The organism is Thermoproteota archaeon, from assembly GCA_003352285.1.
In the GTDB taxonomy this organism is placed as follows: Archaea; Thermoproteota; Nitrososphaeria; order Nitrososphaerales; family Nitrosopumilaceae; genus PXYB01.
In genome coordinates this window covers 291242-308122 of record QQVN01000003.1, presented here as the reverse complement: position 1 = coordinate 308122, position 16881 = coordinate 291242, and the positions used below count along the sequence as shown (strand labels likewise).

Below are 16881 nucleotides of genomic sequence, written 5' to 3'. Positions count from 1 at the left end.
TCAGATTATCATTCGTGATTTTTTAATCAATCTTAATATTTGAATCTCAAATTGGTTAATGTATGATATCACACATTTTGGTTCCCTATGATTTTACAAATTTTGCAGATTTAGCATTTGAGAAAGCAATCGAGATTGCAAAGAAATTTGATTCAAAAGTAACATTGATTACTGTTCTTGGAAGCGATACAGACACATCGGGGATGTCGTTTTCTAGGGCACAGGAAGCCCATGATGAAGCAGAATCAAAGGCAAAAGATGGTCTTAACAAAATGAAGGATGCAAAGAAGATGGAAGAAATAGAGATTTCAGTGAAGATCATACATCATTCATCATCAATAGATGGAATCCTCGCCTATGCTGAATCAAACAATGTAGATTTGATTGTTATGGGCTCACATGGAAGATCCGGATTTAAAAAATTGGTTCTAGGAAGTATAGCGTCTGGAATCATAACAAAATCAAATTGTCCAGTTATGATAGTAAAAAAACCAAAAAAACGCTGAACGTAAACCAATTAGAATTGAATTTCAAAAACACATAATTTGTAAACAAGATCTAAAATGAGGCCAACGCATCAAACAAGGAAAATCGAATGAATTTTAATCTGAAAATTGCAGGGATGATTTTAGGTCCACTGCTGTTTTTTATAATTTTACTAATCCCCACACCCGAAGGAATGCCAGAAACTGCAAAGCCAGTATTGGCTATTTCCGTATGGATGATTGTATGGTGGATAACTGAGGCCATTCCGGTTTATGCAACCGCACTACTTCCACTAGGATTAATTCCTCTGCTAGGAGTACTACCCGTAAAGCAAATTGCATCAGAGTATATGCATCCAATCATTGTCTTGTTACTTGGAATGTTCATGATAGCACTTTCAATTGAAAAATCAGGTCTGCATAAAAAAATTGCATTTGAATTAATTTCAGTATTTGGATATTCTCCAAGGCGAATAGTCTGGGGCTTTATGATAACAACTGCGTTAATTTCTACAGTTGTAATGAGCACCACAGTTGTTTTGATATTATTGCCAATTGCAGGGATTATTTTATCATCTTTAGCGAAAACAAATTTTGTAACAACAAAGTTCAAAGTTGTTTTCATGTTGTCTATAGCATATTCGTCTTCAATTGGTAGTGTGGCCACTTTAATTGGAGCCCCGCCAAATCTACTTTATGCGGCAACCGTTATGGAGATGTTCTCTCATAGAGTTACATTTGCAGAATGGTCTATGCTTGGAACTCCCTTAGCATTTTCAATGTTGGTGCTTTGTGGCATGTACATGAATTCACAAATTGGAAAAGGATCTCCCCAAATTACATCAGAAATTAGGCACACTATACTATTAGAAAAATCCCAAATAGGAAAGATCACAGTAGAGCAAAAAACTGTACTTGGAGTTCTTTTAGGAGTGTTATTGCTAATGTTTACAATCCCGTTGTGGCAATCAGAAGGTTCATTGATTACAAATTCAGTAATTGCAATTTTGGGAGGAATATCACTTTTTATTTTACCAAAAACTCGCTCTGAGAGTTTGATGAATTGGGCAGGAATTGAAAGACTTCCATTTGGTTTGTTATTCTTGCTAGGGGGTGGATTTGCATTATCCTTAGCATTTGTGGATTCTGGATTAGCAGATTGGATTGCCCATTCATTGTCATTTGTCAGCAACTACCCATTTGAGTTAATAATTATAATTCTAGTTGCAATGATTATGTTTCTAACTAATGTAAAATCTAACACAGCTACAGCAGCAATTTTCATTCCAATTGTGGGAACTATGGCGATGCTAAATGGATGGTCGCCATTACCAGTATTGTTTGCAATTACCGTTGCAACATCATTTGCCTTTTTGCTCCCGATGGGTACACCTCCAAATGCTCTAATTTATGAAAAAGCACAGATTCCAATAAAGGCAATGATCAAACATGGCATAGTCCTAAACATGATTGCAATTGCATTAATTTCTGGAGTCACGATATGTATCTCCAGTAAAATTCTAATCTAAATTTAGCACATCTTTAATCTTAATTTTACACATGCGTCAACCACTAGATACATCATATTTATCGTCAATGGTTAATGAAAGAGTATTTTTCTCCGCATTTTCCACATCTGTCATGGGAGCCCTTTGCAGGTTTTGATACACCACAAAGACCACAGTATCGCATTATTCCCATCTCAATAAGATTTCTTGAACAGTTTTGTTTTTCTTCTGAATCATGATCTGCCCGTGGTTTGGTACAAAACTCACAAATTTCATCTGCTTCCATTTCCATGTTCTTTGACTCAATCATGAACAATCGAAGATAAAAGAGTAGATGTACAAAGTTTTACTTTAATCGGTAATACACCTTCATGAATTCTGCTGCTTTGTCACTTGCTGTAATCTTTTTGATATTTTTTATTTGTTCATTTTTTAATGACTTTTCAGTTTGATTAACAATTTCTTCCTTACAGACCTCACTGCCGCATACCTTATGGTAAGTTTTCTTCCCAAAATCATTGGTAGTAACTCCTTTACTTTTTTTCATTACAAGAAAACCATCTGGAGTAATGAGATATGCCCAGGCATTAAAAGTGGGAAAAACCAAGGACAGTGCAAGAATCATTGCCGTAGAGGTCAAGAGAATCTTTTTCAAAATGGTCACCGTATAGCTACTTGTTTTTTCTTGTACTTTGATAATCTTTCATAAAATTATCAAAGTGTTCAATCTCTTCTAGTGGAATGCCTTCTAGCTTATCCCATGCTTTTCTAACAGAATATTCTGTTTTTATTTTATTTTCATACATGAAATAACTAGAACTGATAAAGTATTAGGAATAACTAAGAAATTGTGGCATGCCTATTTTTGGTAAATTTGCCAAAAAAGTAGCAGTTGATTAGAATAACCCACGAGATTTCAATAACTATAATCCCAAGAGGGAATATCCAGTAACTATAGCAACAAGGAAGATAAGGCATATTCCTATGGCTTTATTGGTATCATCCATGATTTCGTTTTTTATTTAGCATTAATTAATTTTGATTTCAATTCTATTTGTGTAATTATCAATTTTTGTTGTGTCTAGATTTTGACCTATTTGCAGGTTACTTTAATTATCAATTAGAGTAATCAGTCAGAGCATGGTTAAGCTTTTCAAAAAATCAGGCAGAAAACCAGGCAGTGCCCCAGGTACAATCACTCATCTTGGCAAAAAAACAGATGTTACAAAAATTCAGATTGTAGATTTTGATAAAAAAGAGTTATTAGAAAAAGAAGTCAAAACCATTGAAGAGTCTTTTCCATTTTTTGAGAATCCAACCATCACATGGGTCAACATTGTCGGATTACATGAGGTTAAATCTATCGAAAAAATAGGAATGCGTCTTGGAATACATCCACTAGTTTTAGAAGACATTGCAAATACAGACCAGCATCCAAAGGTAGAAGATTATGATGAGTTTATCTTTGTTGCACTAAAGATGTTTGAGTTTAAGAATTCTAATAGCGAGCTTGAGATGGAACACATTAGCATAGTTTGTGGTAAAAACTACATTCTATCATTTATGGAATCTGCAGATGATGTCTTTGAACCAGTGTGCGTAAGAATAAGAGAAGGCAGAAAAACAATGAGGGAAAGCAAGTCAGACTATCTTATGTATGCGTTACTAGATGCAATTGTAGATAATTATTTCATAGTACTTGAAAATATGGGAGAAAAAATAGAAGATTTAGAAAAGAAGATTGTTCAAAATCCAAAGCAAGTTTACCTCAACACACTACATAAAATGCAAGACGAGATGTTAGTTATCCAAAAATCTCTTCAACCGCTTCGCAAGTTTATTCCTACACTAGAGCATCTCAAAACTCCACTCATTTCCACATCCAGTGCAATTTTCTTTAGAGACCTCAGTGATCACATTATTCAGATAACAGATACTATTGATGCTACAAACAACAAGCTTTCTACAATGAACAATCTTTACCTATCAGTTCTAAATCAAAAGACAAACGATGCAATGAAGATATTAGCATTGATTGCAACCATATTCATTCCAGTGACGTTTTTGGCAGGAGTGTATGGTATGAACTTTGAGTTTATGCCAGAGTTATCATCACCCTTTGGATATCCAATTGTGCTTGGAGTTATGATTGGAATAGGTGTTTCCATGATTGTTTATTTTAAGAAAAAGAAATTACTTTGAGGATTTTTCTTCCAAGTATTTTGTAATCTCTTTTTCCAGAATGCTTTTTTTGCTTCTAATTTCCTGATGCACTAGAAAAAGAAACTCTTGTCCCCAAGCTTGTCCATACTTTTTGCGATACCCTTCTGAGTACTCACCTTCCTTGCTTCCAAGAATCCATCCAAGGATAAAATCAGACTCATTTTTTGGGTTCCATGAGCTTCTCAGCATCGGGTAGTAAACTTCCAAGAATCCATTTAGATCACTTTCAATTCTTTTTAGATCATACTTGATGTATTCTAAAAATTCTTGATCATTCATGTCTTGGAATAATATGACCTAGTATTTTTCTCGAATCTTTTTTTCTAAAACGTCAATGAGTTCGTTGACAAGAAAATCCCCATCGCGTGCGTGATTTATGCCAGTAATCTTCTCCATACGTTTCATCGTCTCATTTGAAATTTGAAGCTGTACCATGCGTAACCTAATCATCATAGTAATATAAGTTGGAGATACAGTTTTGCTCCAAAATTAAAAAATTTTTCCGATTCTGATTCTAAAATTTTGTAATAACAATAGACCTTTTACCGTGGATTTAAGTAACATGAGGACATAATTATAGAGTGAATTTTAGAAAGTGTGTTCATTGTGGCAGGGAATTTCAAAGCATGTTTGATTCCCCAGTATGTTCAACAAAGTGTTCTGTTGAGATATCCTGATAATCTGGGTTTTGTACGTGTTTTAAAAAAAATATTGTTGCTAGCCAAATAAACCGCTAGCAACAAAATATGCTCCTGCACCCATTCCCATAACTGCACCTAATGCCATGCAGATGAGGTCAAACTTTACGACCTTTTTGAATGGGGCGTGAACCATTTTGTTCCATGTGTTTTGAGTGTTCATACATATGCTACACAGAAGAATTAGATAGATTTTGGTAAGCTGTATAGCTGACCAGAATTTATGATCTAGGATTACGTACATAACAAATGCGAGAACAGCTTTTTCCCAGACCAGACAGGAATGACGAATTGGCATTCACAATGTTCTCGCATAATTCACTTAGGAGGTGTAATGATGTATCAGATTAAACAAAAACTAGAGCAAACGCTACCACGTCACAAAAAAGCATACTATGGAATTTACGGAATTTCAATACTTGCAGTAATTATGTTATCATTAACTCTATAGGTTATTGACATAAAGAACTACAATCACAAAGTTGGTTTAGAATCTTTTGTGTGATCAGCAATTCGCTGCTCACTAGGCTTGTGCTTTCCAGTAACGATGTAGTTTATTGCATCACTCATAAACACAGCATGATCACCTATTCGCTCTAGGTATCGCAATAGAAGAGCTTCAGCTAAAGCACATTTTGTATTTTCTGATTCAATTAATTTTGGTAATCTCTCTTTGTAGATTTTATCTATGAAAGCTTCGTCTTCCTGAATCTTGACTGCTTTTCTAACATCAAGCTCTGCAAATGACAAAACGGCTTCTTTTATCATGTGTTTTACTTTTTTTGTAATTTCAAACAGTGATGCGTTTGTGCATTCAGAGATATCACCAAACAAATCTCGAACTTGTGTAATATCATATGCATATCTTCCAAATCTTGAAAACGCATAGGAAATTTCAGTAGAGGAGCGAATCAATCTAAAGTCATCAGCTACTGGCTGATACTTTAGTAACATATCAAAGATCAAATCTTCAACTTCAAAGTATTTGTTACGAATTGAATCAGATAGTGCTCTAACCTTATCTGTAGTATTTTTTCCTTCAAGATACGAATCAACTGCAAGAGATATGCATTCAATTGCCATATCCCCCATCTCTGACATTATCAGAGATAATTTTTCAAGTGAAGGATCAATTAGACGCGGCATTAACCAAACTGCCCCTGAACATATTTTGCGGTTAATTCATTTTTTGGATCAGTGAAAAGCTTCTTTGTTTCTCTAAATTCTATCAAATCACCAAGATACATGAAACCAGTATAATCAGAAACGCGTACGGCTTGTTGCATGTTATGGGTAACGATAATTATCGTAAATTCCTTCTTTAATTCAGTAATAGTTTCTTCAATTTTCTGAGTGGCTATAGGGTCAAGGGCAGATGCAGGCTCATCCATCAAGAGTACTTCAGGCTGAATAGCTAGTGCTCTAGCGATGCATAATCTTTGTTGTTGTCCTCCGGAGAGCTCTATTGCAGGCTTTTTGAGATTGTCTTTGACCTCATCCCAAAGATAGGCCATTTTTAGAGAATCCTCTACAATTTCTTCTAGAATTTTTTTGTCTTTTACGCCATTTAATCGAAGACCTGCTGTGACATTATCATAAATTGACATTGTAGGAAACGGATTTGGCTTTTGAAAAACCATTCCAACTTTTCGCCTATGATAAATTGGGTCGATATTCTTAGAATACAGATCAATTCCATCAATCATTACTTTGCCTACAACTTTGGCATTTTTTGTCATGTCATGCATTCTGTTTAAGCATCTCAGGAAAGTAGTCTTTCCACATCCGGAAGGTCCAATTAATGCAGTTACAGATTTTTCTTTAAACTTCATTGTGATGTTTTTTACTGCAGCAATTCCACTGTAACTGATCGTAACATTTTCAGCAATCATTTTGAATTTTTCATTTGATTCATCAATATGTTTTGAAGTTGATTTTTTTGCTTCTGAGTTTGTTGCTTTCGTAGTCAATGTACTCATTGTTTTACACCTCTATCCTGTTTGATCAATCTTCCAACTAGGCCTCCACCTTGTTTATTTAGAACAAAGTATCGAACACCAACATTTACTGCAAGAATAATCAAAATCAAAACAAGTGCTGCTCCCCAACCCTGTAGCTGTGCGCTATCATATGGAAGTAAAGAAAGACGCCATATTCTTAGAGGTAGTGCATCCATAGGTGTATCAAAGTCACTGAAGAATTGACTGCTTCCGAGAATTGTCATGATTAATGGAGCAGTTTCCCCTCCGATTCGAGAGACAGATAACAAGACGCCGGTTACCAATCCACTTTTTGCAGCTGATAAAACAATTCTCATGATGACAACCCATCTTTTCAGTCCTAACGCCATACCAGCTTCACGGTATGTCACTGGAACCATTTTGAGTGATTCTTCAGTGGTTCTAGCTACTATTGGAAACATGATAAGGGATAATGCAAATGCACCAGCCCATACTGAAAAGTGACCTAGTACCAACACTATAACCAAAAAGGCAAAAATACCGAGAACAATAGATGGAAATTCCATAAACACATCATTAAAAAATCGAATAGATTTTGCCAAACGATTATCTCCAAATTCAGACAAGAATACACCTGAGAGAACACCTATTGGTACGCCAATTAGGCTTGCCATGCCAATAATTATCAAAGTACCCTGAATTGCAGGTCCAATACCGCCATCCCCAGTACCTATGGAACCTGGAACTTGAGTAAGAAATTCTATGCTAATAGCTGCTGCACCATTTTTAAAAACTTCAAGCAGTATGCTGCCAAGTGGAACTATAGCAGTAATAACACACGCGATAACTATCAATCTTACAATTTTATCAACAATTAATCTGCGTTCAACATTTTGTTTAAAGAGAGTTCTATACTCTTGTCTTCGTTGTATGCTAGTCAATTGTTAATAGCTCCCTCTTTGATTTTTAACATTCGCGATACAAGAATGTGTGCTACAATATTGATACAAATTGCAATTCCCAAAAGAACGAGGGCAATTCCAATTAATGCAGGAAGATGTAATGATGCCGGGGATGCTTCTACAAATTCATTTGCAATAATACTTGACATGGTTTGACTTGGTTTGAATAATGAAGATGGAATTGCACTTAATCCTGTTGCATTACCAATTAACATTGTTACAGCCATTGTCTCGCCAACTGCTCTTCCCAGTCCTAAAATTGATGCACCGATTAATCCTGTTTTTGCATATGGGAATACAGCAAGTTTGAACATCTCCCATTTTGTTGCACCAAGCATGTATGCTGCTTCCTTTTGCTGTTGTGGTACTGCCTTCATTATTTCTCTAGACACTGCAGATACGGTAGGAATGATCATTATTGCTAAAATTATACTTGCAGTAAAGATATCCAAACCAAATGGAGTACCTGAAAAAAACCAAATAGTGTCACCAAATGCTGAGTGCAATGGTTTTTCAATAAAATCACGAAAATATTCTCTAAATACAAAAAGTCCCCACAAACCGTAAATTACACTTGGCACTGCTGCAAGCAATTCTACAACAAAGCCCAAAGGATTTCCAATTTTTGGAGGTGCGTCTGAAATGAACATTGCAATTCCAATACTAAGTGGAACTCCAATTGCCATTGCGAGTGCTGCTGTAACTAGTGTTCCTAAAATATACGGCAACGCTCCAAATGATTCTCTTCCTTCTACGGCATTCCAATCAGTGCTAGTAACAAATGAAAAGCCTTCTTCCTCCCATATAGGATACGATTCTGCAGTAAGTTGAAAGATCATCAATGCAATAATTACTAAAACATAGACTCCAGCTATGGTAGCGCCAATTTTGAAAATTTTATCTGTATTTAGTCTCCTTTTTGGGGGATTACTTACGACTTTAGCCACAAATTAAAGCGTCAAAACATGAGTTATCTAAAAAACGGCCATAAATTACATAGAATATGAACAGAATATAGTTCTATATAGAATATGTTCTAAAACAGTATAATCAGAGTAACTAATCATTAATCAATTGCAAAAGACAAACAATGGGAAACAAACACGAAGATTACAAATTGTCGGAGGTTCAACATATGTCGTTTCTCTTCCAAAAAATTGGATCATAGAAATGAATCTTAAACAAAACAGCACAGTTTCCCTTGTAAAAAATCCCAACAATTCCATTACAATATACCAAGAGGAGGGAATTAACAAAGAATCTAGTCAACCAATAGTGTTTATTGGTAAAGATGACTCCACAGAATCAATTAGAAGAAAAATTATTGCAATGTATCTTTCTGGATATAACATCATACAAATAAAAACAAGAGGAATAAAAATTCCGATAACACATTCAAAAGTCATAACAGAATTAGTAAGAAATACTCTTATCGGTACTGAAATAATTGAATCTAGCTCTGAAAAGATTACTCTTCAAGTACTAACTAGACTCTCACAGTTATCGTTTGGAATCGCATTAAACAGAATGTATGATACTACATCAAATATGCATCGTGAAGTAATGGATGCATTAAAAAATCAAGATTTAGGATACGCACAAGAGATTATCAAAATGGATGATGAGGTAGATAGATTTAGCTTATACATGAGAAGAAATCTTAATTTAGCTTTACAAGACGTCCAAGTGTTATATGACTCCGGATTAGAAAATCCTGCAGAGTGCATAGGACATAGAACTGTTGTAAAATGTGTAGAAAGAATTGCAGATCATGCTGCATTGATTGCAAAAAAGATAAAATTTCTTGAGGGCCCATTAAATACTAAAACACTAAAAGAAATTGCAGAAGCAAGTGAAGCATCAGTTAAAGTTTTTGAAGAATCTATTCAAACGTTAATTAAAAGAGATTATGAAAAGGCAGAAAATATTGCATCAAACATTCAAAATATCATTGAAAAAGAAAAAATGATAATGAAAAATCTAAGTGACTCTGATCCAAATAATGCCACTACAAAATTGATTTTAGAAGATATTAGAAGAATTGCAGAATACACAAGAGATATTGTCGAAGTTGTTATTGATGAGAACATCAATAGTGTAATATCAAAATAAAAAAAGAAAAAAAATTATTGATTGTATAGTTGTTCCCTAAGGGTTTGTTCCTTTTGATACTCTACACTACTCTTAGTCTTGGCTACAGGATGACCATTTGTGATTATCTCATAGACAGGATTTACTGGAGAATAGTCATAGCATGAAAACTCAAATTGTTCCAGGTGGGCAAATCCTTTGTCAGAATTCCAACCTTCCTCTTTGTCATATAGAGTCTCTATCTTGTAGTCAGTGATTTTACAGGTTTGATAAGAAAATGAGCGTACAACATCATCATGTTTTATGAACAATACGTCAATATCCATCTTGTTTGATTCTTCTGATCTAGTATTACTTTGGCCTACAAGATTGTGAAATTCATCAGCGTGCTTGTACAGATAAGGAGAGTTATCACTCACAATTTTTTCTAGCTTAAAGATCGGAGGCTTTGTGTTATCAAAGGATTGCATTTGATTAATTGCCTCAAAAGAAACCTGTTCTTCAATACCGTTTTTGTATGTAAAAACAGCTAAAAGTTGTGTTCCTTCAGCAAATGTGTATCCTTTGTCTTCTCCTTTTTCTGCAACGATTTCATTTAATTGAAATCCTGCAATCATAGTTACAGAAAGAATTGCTGCAACACTAAGAGTTATTGCTTTTGTTTTGATTGAAGTCATTGAGTACAATAAAAGAATTTTTCATAATAACTTGTGTGATCATTTTTTTTGTAAAGAACAAAGTGTTACATTAATTCATAGTTCTATATAGTGAAAACAAGAAGCTGGAAAAAATAAATAAAAATTAAAAAAATAATAAAATTAAATTTTGATTATTCCTTGTGATATCAAATACTGAATACTTGCAACATATTCTTCATTTGATATTTCTCCATCAGCCCATAGCTTTGCTACGTTCTTAATCCATTCAGGAATTTCAAGTGAGCTTTTTGCTTGTGCAGCTTGATAATCAAAGAGTTTAGTATCTTTGTATTTTACCATAGCTAGTCCTTGCTTTCCTAATTCCACAACAGAGTCAGACAATGGAACATACAGTAATGAGGGCGAGAAACTTTGTCCATCAGTAATCATCCAGTGTATCATATGAATTACGGCTTTAGCCTCTTCAAGAGATTTTGTAGTCTTTGAAATATCATCATAGACTAGCAGATACGTAAAGCTTGCAATAGGATACGAATTTTTACCAGGTGCATTTACTAGAGTAACTTTACTCCAATCTCCAGCGGGAGAGGGCAAACTCTTTGCAACACCAGCTGATGCAGCAGATATAGTATCCAACGTTGGCTCTATGAATGCAGTCTTGTCTCCATTTTGAATAAATGCATATGACATTCCAGTTTGAAATGCGTATGCAAGCTCTATGTAACCAATTGAATACGGAGTGCTTCTAACAATTCCTGCGACTCCTTCGTTTCCAGCAGCTCCAACACCTACAGGCCATGGAACACTTTTACCGCTACCAACCTTTTCATCAAATTCTGAACTAACTTTTGTCAGATAGTCAGTAAACACAAATGTTGTACCAGAGCCATCAGAACGCTTTGCTACAATTATTTCAGCATTAGGAAGTGTTAAGCCAGAATTATGTGCTGCAATTCTTGGATCATTCCATTTTGTAATCTTGCCAAGGTAAATGTCTGCGATTTCATCACCAGTAAGCTTTAGTCCTTTGTTAGGAACTTCTGGGATATTGTATGCCACTACAACACCGCCAATTGCTTCTGGAATATGTAATGTTCCAGGAGCCAAATCACTCTCTGATTTTTTTAGTGGTGCATCAGAGGCGGCAAAATTTACAGTTTTTTCGATGTGTTGTTTAACACCCCCACCACTACCAATGGACTGATAATTGAGGTTAACATTTGGAAATTCTTTATTGATTTCTACCCTCCATAGATCAATTAGTGGAAATGGAAATGTTGCACCTGCAGCATTGATTTGAAATTGCTTTGATTGGTCAGGAGCATCAGGCTGTGTTGCAGCATATGCTTGTGGCAACAAAACTGAAGCTATGATAGTCGTTAGGATAAGCAACGATGTCTTTGTTTTCATTAATTCAAGTCACTCTATGATTTATTTACAAATGTTAGGCATAGATTATGTATTTTCTATATACTATATAGAAATCAAAATCATTTTAGTGATTCAATATCGATCAAATTGACAGGACAGGTTACGTTTTCTACGATTTTCCTTGAAACACTACCTAGTGAAAAAAGTTTTTTCATTCCTTTGAGTTTTCTTCTCTTTGCCATAACAATTAGATCTACATTGTCATTTGCCACAGCATCAAGAATCTTTTCTGCAGCATCACCAACCTGAACTCTTACTTCGCAAGTAACATTACTCTCCTTGCATTTAGCGATTCTTTTTTCCATCTCTTTTCCCATTTCTTTCCGAATTGATTCGTTTGCATCACGTATACCAGATAGAAGCTGATTTCTTTCAGATTCAGCCAAACCAAATGTCATTGGGTGCTGTATCTCTTCAACCACATGCAGTAGAATAATTTTTGCAGAAGTTCCTTTTGCTGCATGAATTGCATGTTTTAATGCTTCATCACCTGCAGGAGTTCCTGCGTGAGGTACTAGAATGGTTTTGTACATAAGTAACAGATACAGGTTTAGATAATAAACAGATACCTTGCTTATCAGATCTGATAGAAGTAAGCTTTCAAGCTTACCAAGCCTTTTGATCAACACAAAGATATGACATTGCATGAAAACACTCAGAATGGAAGGTAACGAACCGAGTAAAGTTCCAAATTCTGTGAAAAATATTGTTAGTTATTCAGCCTTTGTTCTTGTAATAGTTTACCTTGTAGGACTGATAAACCTAGAATACAAGGCAATTGGTTTAGAGCATCCCTTTTTGACAATTACAGACAATTACGTTCTCATTTTAGATGTGATCTTCTGGGCAATTGTTGGCCTGTTTAGTGTAGAGTTGTTCATTAGTTATCTCAAGGTGCGAAACTCCAAAGAATTTCTAAGAAAATACTGGTTAGAGATTATCATGCTGGTCTTAATGCCAATTTTTGTTGGTTTTAAGTTACTAAAGATAACATTGAAGATTGTAAAACAGATCAAAATAGGAAAAACAGTCTTCAAAATAATTCATAAAATAAAAAAATAGAGTTTTGCTGATTTACATTCCGGCAAATTGACTGCCAAGTAATGAATCAAGCAAACTCGTTATCTCTGGATTCTGTCCTACGTATAGGACGATTATCTTGCCTTGTGTGTAAAAGTGCGGAGTATCCATCCAGCGAATTACATTATTGCCGATTTGGGTGCCGTCTGAAGAAACTGTTTTGCTTGCCATTTGTGCATCTTGTTCTGTTTCAAACTCATAGACATGTGTTTCAATACCACTAATTGAGAGTGTTTTCATTGGGACAGAAAATGAAGAGTCATCAACTGTCTCGATTAGCTCAAAAGTTAAACCTCGTGAGTTAATTGCTTCAAGAAATGTCACATAGTCATTAACTATGCCATCAAAATATTGAACGGGTTCATTACTTGATGGAAGTTTTTTGAGTATGTATTGGTGGTTGAGCTCATCCCATGTTTCATCAGTAACTGCAGAAATTACTTGTCCTTCAGTTACTAGGATGCTCATCACATGTGGTGTAATCACTTGTGTAAGCATTTGTCCATCTCTGTTTCCAAACCCACCCTGTGAGGATTCAAATGCAACCTTAATGTGGTATTGAACTGGAAGTGACTCCAGGACATCCACTGAAATAAGATCCAGTGTTCCATCAATTCCATCAAAAGAGTAGGTTGGACTAGAGCGCACAAATTTTTGGGCAATCTCAATTGCTTTTTCTTCGTCTTTGTTTGCCGTTACAACTAGTTCTGAGGTTTCTGTGCTTAATGCAGGAACCGCATAGAGACCAATTGCAAGTGCAGCTATGACACTAACGCTAGCTGCTATCAAGGCTGGTTTTTTTCGTCTTTGTATTTGTGACATATTTTTGGTCAATTGGCAGATATCGGGTGAAATTATAACCTTTGATTAAATCAGAATTTAACCTTGAGAATGAAAATATCGCTTTACCTTCTCAAACAGATAGTCCTCATCTAACATGGATAGGATAACTACAAGGTCTGCAGAGGAGATAACTCCAAGGATACTATCGTTTTCCAGCACAAGCATGTGATGTGTATTAGTTTTAGTCATTTTTTCAGCGACGCTAAGAATTGATTCTTCTGGACCAACAGAGACTAGCTTTGAGGACATTATTTCAGATATTTGTAAGTTGGGCGATTTTTCAAAATTTGTTACCGCAATTGCGATATCAGTGTATGTTACTATTCCAAAAGGTTTGTTATCTTTGATGATTATTGCAGAGCTGATATTTTTTGCGTACATTTTTTTGCAGACGTCTTTAATGGTGTCATAAGATTGAACAGTGATTATCTCCTTTATCATAAATTCCCTAACAGGAACTGTATTTGACTTGGAATCAGTACTCAATGTCGGTTATTTAATGAGGTACACGGGTATATGGGATTTGTGTAAAACATAATTTGAGACACTTCCCAGCATGTCACCTTTTGCAGAACCTGTTCCTGTTGTACTCATAACTATATGATCATATTTTCCACTCTTTGCAATCTTTACTGTTTCTAGACCAGGCCAACCTCGTACAACTCTAGAATTAAATTTGATTCCTTTCTTGTCTGCAATCTTTTTTGCATTTTGTGTGATAATTTTTCCTTCCTGTAAAAGCTGCTTATCATATGCCTTTGTTCTTGGTCCACCTGCAGGTACATGTGGAATTACATGTAATCCAGTAATTACTCCATCGGTAAGACTTGCAAGGTTTAGTGCATTATCAAATGCCTTTAATGATTGACTAGAACCATCCAAAGGAACTAGAATTTTCTTAAATTGATTTGCCATGACATCATGCAATTATTCCCAATTATTAAGATGACAGCAAATTTCACAGCTGGTAATCAGCTGGTGTTTTTTATAATGTAAAAAAAATGTCAGTTCATCTTGTCCACAGTTAATGATCTAATGAAACCACCTATCACAATTAAAAAAAGTGCAAACTGCTATGACGCAATCAGGGCTTTACTTGATAAAAAAATCAGTAGACTGCTAGTTGAGGATGAAGATAACATCACAGGGATTGTTACACAAAAGGACATTGGGTTGTTTCTTCTAAAAGATACAACAGATAGGAATCTTGAGCAAATACCCCTCAAGGAGATCATAAAGCCACTAAAATCAATTCAAAAATCAGCCAGTATTAATGAATGTGCTCAATTTATGCTCGAAAATCAATTTGGCTCAATTGGAGTTTCAGATGGAACAAAAATCATAGGAGTCATAACAAAAACAGACCTTGCAAGATACTTTCAAGAAACTTATTCCCAGAGAAAAATTGTTGGTGAGTATATGTCACCATATTATGCCTGGGCATATGATGACACTCCTCTATACATAATTGTAAAAAAGATGATTGATGAGAAGATCTCAAGAGTAATCCTTCGTGATCATAATGAAAATCCTGTCGGAGTATTGTCATTTAGGGACCTATTTAGAACAGCACTGCTAGCAGGACAAGAAAAAGACGTACTTGATAATGCAGATCCTGCAATATCTGTGGTATTTGCAAGAAAGGGATTTCTATCCGAAACAGGATTTGGAGGAACTACAAATGCAAAAGAGATAATGAAAGATGAAATCATCACGGTAAACTATGATGATGACCTTGCAAAAGCATGTTCTGTTTTAAATGAAAACAGAATTCATGGTGTCGGAGTATTGTCGAAAAACGGTTCGTTGATAGGAGTGCTAAGTAAAACAGACATTATCAAGGCACTAGCGTTTATTGACTAAGATATCATTTTTGAATAATTGTTAGATCTTCGGATGTATCAATCTCGCTAAATTCTGATTGTTCTTCAAATGGCTTTGTTTCGTTTTGATTGTTAGTAAAGCAAAATACTTTGGATTCTATCCAGTTTGCTTCATCAAGGCTAAATTTTGAACCGCATTTACTACATATAAAATTCTGATGTGGGATTTGAAATCGTTGATCACATTCATTGCAAATGTAAAAGTCATTCATTACGCGATAATCACCACCAATAATTTTGATTCTTTTATTACACTTTGGGCATTGCTCGTTATCGTATGTATCATGGGTGCTGATGTTTCCACAATCATAGTGCTCAATCAAGGTATCCCTCCGAAAATTTTGTCCATCACATGAATCACATGAAAAGAGAGAAATGTTATTTACAGAATTGCAGTCTCTGCATCCAATTTCCCTAATCTTGCTTACTTCGTAAATGACAGATTTTTCTTGTTGTCTTCTCAAAAATGGAAGTAAAGATTTTGGGTCGTAGCTACAGTATTCTGCAAGTCTAACCACGCTTGCCTTTTTTAACGAACGTAGCATTTCTAAGACTCGTCTTCCATCAATTCCAATGTTGTTAAATTCATCAACCTCTTTTTGAATGGTTTCTAAAACGTGATTCACGCTTGATAGGCGAAGTGGTTTTTGCAGATAATGAAATACGCCCATTGAGAATAATTGCCTAATCTTTGGATCCTTCCTATCCAACGAAGTTTCAATTATAATTTTGACGTCAGGTGCTATGGCAAATAGCTTGGAGATCAATCCAGCAGCAGTATTATCTGGTAAGTGATACCCAAGAAAGACAATAGGATCTCGCTTTTCTAATGCCAATCCTTCAAATGTCTTGATTCCCGATTCGGCCGTTTCGCATACAAGGATTTTGGAAAACCCCATTCTTTTCAGATACTGTGTGAGTAGTAAGTTTACGGGAATACTGTGCTCTATTATTAGAACATTTGAATCGGTGATAGACAATCACTCTTTTGATTTTTTTAGATTATTTATGGCGGATTGGTTACACAATAAACGAGCTAATTTTATCAAACTATATT

At 35.2% G+C, this 16881-nt stretch carries 21 protein-coding genes; 6 read left to right on the top strand and 15 right to left on the bottom strand.

Annotated features, from left to right (window positions below; all coding sequences use genetic code 11):
- Nucleotides 1–62 precede the first annotated feature (62 nt).
- Nucleotides 63–506: a universal stress protein gene (locus DWQ18_03380; protein RDJ33958.1), complete on the top strand. Its 444-nt coding sequence runs from the start codon at nt 63–65 to the stop codon at nt 504–506.
- Between the two features lie 89 nt (nt 507–595).
- The gene (locus tag DWQ18_03375; protein ID RDJ33957.1) at nt 596–2014 is read left to right on the top strand and encodes an SLC13/DASS family transporter; all 1419 of its coding nucleotides are present in this window, start codon (nt 596–598) and stop codon (nt 2012–2014) included.
- 64 nt (nt 2015–2078) lie between these two features.
- On the opposite strand, the gene DWQ18_03370 is transcribed toward DWQ18_03375, so the two are convergent.
- Nucleotides 2079–2279, bottom strand: coding sequence for a hypothetical protein (locus DWQ18_03370; protein ID RDJ34342.1), 201 nt, complete (start codon nt 2277–2279; stop codon nt 2079–2081).
- A gap of 60 nt (nt 2280–2339) precedes the next feature.
- Complete coding sequence (locus DWQ18_03365; protein ID RDJ33956.1) at nt 2340–2648, bottom strand: hypothetical protein; 309 nt, start codon at nt 2646–2648, stop codon at nt 2340–2342.
- 485 nt (nt 2649–3133) lie between these two features.
- Here DWQ18_03365 and corA point away from each other — a divergent pair, with 485 nt between their 5' ends.
- Nucleotides 3134–4195: a magnesium and cobalt transport protein CorA gene (gene corA, locus DWQ18_03360; protein RDJ33955.1), complete on the top strand. Its 1062-nt coding sequence runs from the start codon at nt 3134–3136 to the stop codon at nt 4193–4195.
- Here corA and DWQ18_03355 read toward each other — a convergent pair.
- The 6 genes from DWQ18_03355 to pstC all read right to left on the bottom strand — a co-directional run bounded on the left by DWQ18_03355 (nt 4187) and on the right by pstC (nt 8784).
- Nucleotides 4187–4495 carry a hypothetical protein gene (locus DWQ18_03355; protein RDJ33954.1) on the bottom strand — a complete coding sequence of 103 codons (309 nt, stop codon included), beginning with the start codon at nt 4493–4495 and terminating at the stop codon, nt 4187–4189. The genes corA and DWQ18_03355 overlap by 9 nt on opposite strands.
- Nucleotides 4496–4933: 438 nt before the next feature.
- Complete coding sequence (locus tag DWQ18_03350) at nt 4934–5212, bottom strand: hypothetical protein (protein ID RDJ33953.1); 279 nt, start codon at nt 5210–5212, stop codon at nt 4934–4936.
- 176 nt (nt 5213–5388) lie between these two features.
- Entirely contained in the window at nt 5389–6060 is a 672-nt protein-coding gene (locus DWQ18_03345) for a phosphate uptake regulator PhoU (protein RDJ33952.1), read from the bottom strand.
- A complete protein-coding gene (pstB, locus tag DWQ18_03340; GenBank protein ID RDJ34341.1) occupies nt 6060–6806 on the bottom strand; it encodes a phosphate ABC transporter ATP-binding protein in 747 nt (248 codons plus the stop codon). Before pstB ends, DWQ18_03345 begins: the two co-directional genes overlap by 1 nt.
- 83 nt (nt 6807–6889) lie before the next feature.
- Complete coding sequence (gene pstA / locus DWQ18_03335) at nt 6890–7816, bottom strand: phosphate ABC transporter permease PtsA (protein RDJ33951.1); 927 nt, start codon at nt 7814–7816, stop codon at nt 6890–6892.
- Nucleotides 7813–8784: a phosphate ABC transporter permease subunit PstC gene (gene pstC / locus DWQ18_03330; GenBank protein ID RDJ33950.1), complete on the bottom strand. Its 972-nt coding sequence runs from the start codon at nt 8782–8784 to the stop codon at nt 7813–7815. The genes pstA and pstC overlap by 4 nt, the downstream gene beginning before the upstream one ends.
- Nucleotides 8785–8911: 127 nt before the next feature.
- On the opposite strand from pstC, the gene DWQ18_03325 reads away from it, so the two are divergent.
- Nucleotides 8912–9949: a phosphate uptake regulator PhoU gene (locus DWQ18_03325; GenBank protein RDJ33949.1), complete on the top strand. Its 1038-nt coding sequence runs from the start codon at nt 8912–8914 to the stop codon at nt 9947–9949.
- Nucleotides 9950–9963: 14 nt separating this feature from the next.
- On the opposite strand, the gene DWQ18_03320 is transcribed toward DWQ18_03325, so the two are convergent.
- The 3 genes from DWQ18_03320 to DWQ18_03310 all read right to left on the bottom strand — a co-directional run bounded on the left by DWQ18_03320 (nt 9964) and on the right by DWQ18_03310 (nt 12551).
- Entirely contained in the window at nt 9964–10605 is a 642-nt protein-coding gene (locus DWQ18_03320; protein ID RDJ33948.1) for a hypothetical protein, read from the bottom strand.
- A 141-nt stretch (nt 10606–10746) separates the two neighbouring features.
- On the bottom strand, nt 10747–11997 hold the full coding sequence (gene pstS / locus DWQ18_03315; protein RDJ33947.1) for a phosphate ABC transporter substrate-binding protein PstS: 1251 nt from the start codon (nt 11995–11997) through the stop codon (nt 10747–10749).
- Nucleotides 11998–12077: 80 nt separating this feature from the next.
- Complete coding sequence (locus DWQ18_03310; GenBank protein RDJ34340.1) at nt 12078–12551, bottom strand: universal stress protein; 474 nt, start codon at nt 12549–12551, stop codon at nt 12078–12080.
- Between the two features lie 127 nt (nt 12552–12678).
- Here DWQ18_03310 and DWQ18_03305 point away from each other — a divergent pair, with 127 nt between their 5' ends.
- On the top strand, nt 12679–13080 hold the full coding sequence (locus DWQ18_03305; GenBank protein ID RDJ34339.1) for a hypothetical protein: 402 nt from the start codon (nt 12679–12681) through the stop codon (nt 13078–13080).
- Between the two features lie 12 nt (nt 13081–13092).
- On the opposite strand, the gene DWQ18_03300 is transcribed toward DWQ18_03305, so the two are convergent.
- Genes DWQ18_03300 through DWQ18_03290 form a run of 3 tightly spaced genes read right to left on the bottom strand, consistent with a single transcriptional unit; the run spans nt 13093 to nt 14856 of the window.
- Nucleotides 13093–13920 carry a hypothetical protein gene (locus tag DWQ18_03300; protein ID RDJ33946.1) on the bottom strand — a complete coding sequence of 276 codons (828 nt, stop codon included), beginning with the start codon at nt 13918–13920 and terminating at the stop codon, nt 13093–13095.
- 57 nt (nt 13921–13977) lie between these two features.
- On the bottom strand, nt 13978–14427 hold the full coding sequence (locus tag DWQ18_03295; protein RDJ33945.1) for a CBS domain-containing protein: 450 nt from the start codon (nt 14425–14427) through the stop codon (nt 13978–13980).
- Between the two features lie 6 nt (nt 14428–14433).
- The gene (locus tag DWQ18_03290) at nt 14434–14856 is read right to left on the bottom strand and encodes a universal stress protein (protein RDJ34338.1); all 423 of its coding nucleotides are present in this window, start codon (nt 14854–14856) and stop codon (nt 14434–14436) included.
- Nucleotides 14857–14976: 120 nt separating this feature from the next.
- Here DWQ18_03290 and DWQ18_03285 point away from each other — a divergent pair, with 120 nt between their 5' ends.
- Nucleotides 14977–15804: a CBS domain-containing protein gene (locus DWQ18_03285; protein ID RDJ34337.1), complete on the top strand. Its 828-nt coding sequence runs from the start codon at nt 14977–14979 to the stop codon at nt 15802–15804.
- A 4-nt stretch (nt 15805–15808) separates the two neighbouring features.
- Here DWQ18_03285 and DWQ18_03280 read toward each other — a convergent pair whose 3' ends face one another.
- Nucleotides 15809–16804 (bottom strand): response regulator, encoded by a 996-nt coding sequence (locus tag DWQ18_03280; GenBank protein RDJ33944.1) that lies wholly within the window; start codon nt 16802–16804, stop codon nt 15809–15811.
- Nucleotides 16805–16881 lie beyond the last annotated feature (77 nt).

Excerpts from the sequence above, each read along its gene's own strand:
- DWQ18_03380 (RDJ33958.1), top strand. The coding sequence starts at position 63 with ATGATATCACACATTTTGGTTCCCTATGATTTTACAAATTTTGCAGAT.
- DWQ18_03375 (RDJ33957.1), top strand. The coding sequence starts at position 596 with ATGAATTTTAATCTGAAAATTGCAGGGATGATTTTAGGTCCACTGCTG.
- DWQ18_03370 (RDJ34342.1), bottom strand. The coding sequence starts at position 2,279 with ATGGAAGCAGATGAAATTTGTGAGTTTTGTACCAAACCACGGGCAGAT.
- corA (RDJ33955.1), top strand. The coding sequence starts at position 3,134 with ATGGTTAAGCTTTTCAAAAAATCAGGCAGAAAACCAGGCAGTGCCCCA.
- DWQ18_03355 (RDJ33954.1), bottom strand. The coding sequence starts at position 4,495 with ATGAATGATCAAGAATTTTTAGAATACATCAAGTATGATCTAAAAAGA.
- DWQ18_03350 (RDJ33953.1), bottom strand. The coding sequence starts at position 5,212 with ATGCCAATTCGTCATTCCTGTCTGGTCTGGGAAAAAGCTGTTCTCGCA.
- DWQ18_03345 (RDJ33952.1), bottom strand. The coding sequence starts at position 6,060 with ATGCCGCGTCTAATTGATCCTTCACTTGAAAAATTATCTCTGATAATG.
- pstB (RDJ34341.1), bottom strand. The coding sequence starts at position 6,806 with ATGATTGCTGAAAATGTTACGATCAGTTACAGTGGAATTGCTGCAGTA.
- DWQ18_03320 (RDJ33948.1), bottom strand. The coding sequence starts at position 10,605 with ATGACTTCAATCAAAACAAAAGCAATAACTCTTAGTGTTGCAGCAATT.
- pstS (RDJ33947.1), bottom strand. The coding sequence starts at position 11,997 with ATGAAAACAAAGACATCGTTGCTTATCCTAACGACTATCATAGCTTCA.
- DWQ18_03310 (RDJ34340.1), bottom strand. The coding sequence starts at position 12,551 with ATGTACAAAACCATTCTAGTACCTCACGCAGGAACTCCTGCAGGTGAT.
- DWQ18_03305 (RDJ34339.1), top strand. The coding sequence starts at position 12,679 with ATGGAAGGTAACGAACCGAGTAAAGTTCCAAATTCTGTGAAAAATATT.
- DWQ18_03300 (RDJ33946.1), bottom strand. The coding sequence starts at position 13,920 with ATGTCACAAATACAAAGACGAAAAAAACCAGCCTTGATAGCAGCTAGC.
- DWQ18_03290 (RDJ34338.1), bottom strand. The coding sequence starts at position 14,856 with ATGGCAAATCAATTTAAGAAAATTCTAGTTCCTTTGGATGGTTCTAGT.
- DWQ18_03285 (RDJ34337.1), top strand. The coding sequence starts at position 14,977 with ATGAAACCACCTATCACAATTAAAAAAAGTGCAAACTGCTATGACGCA.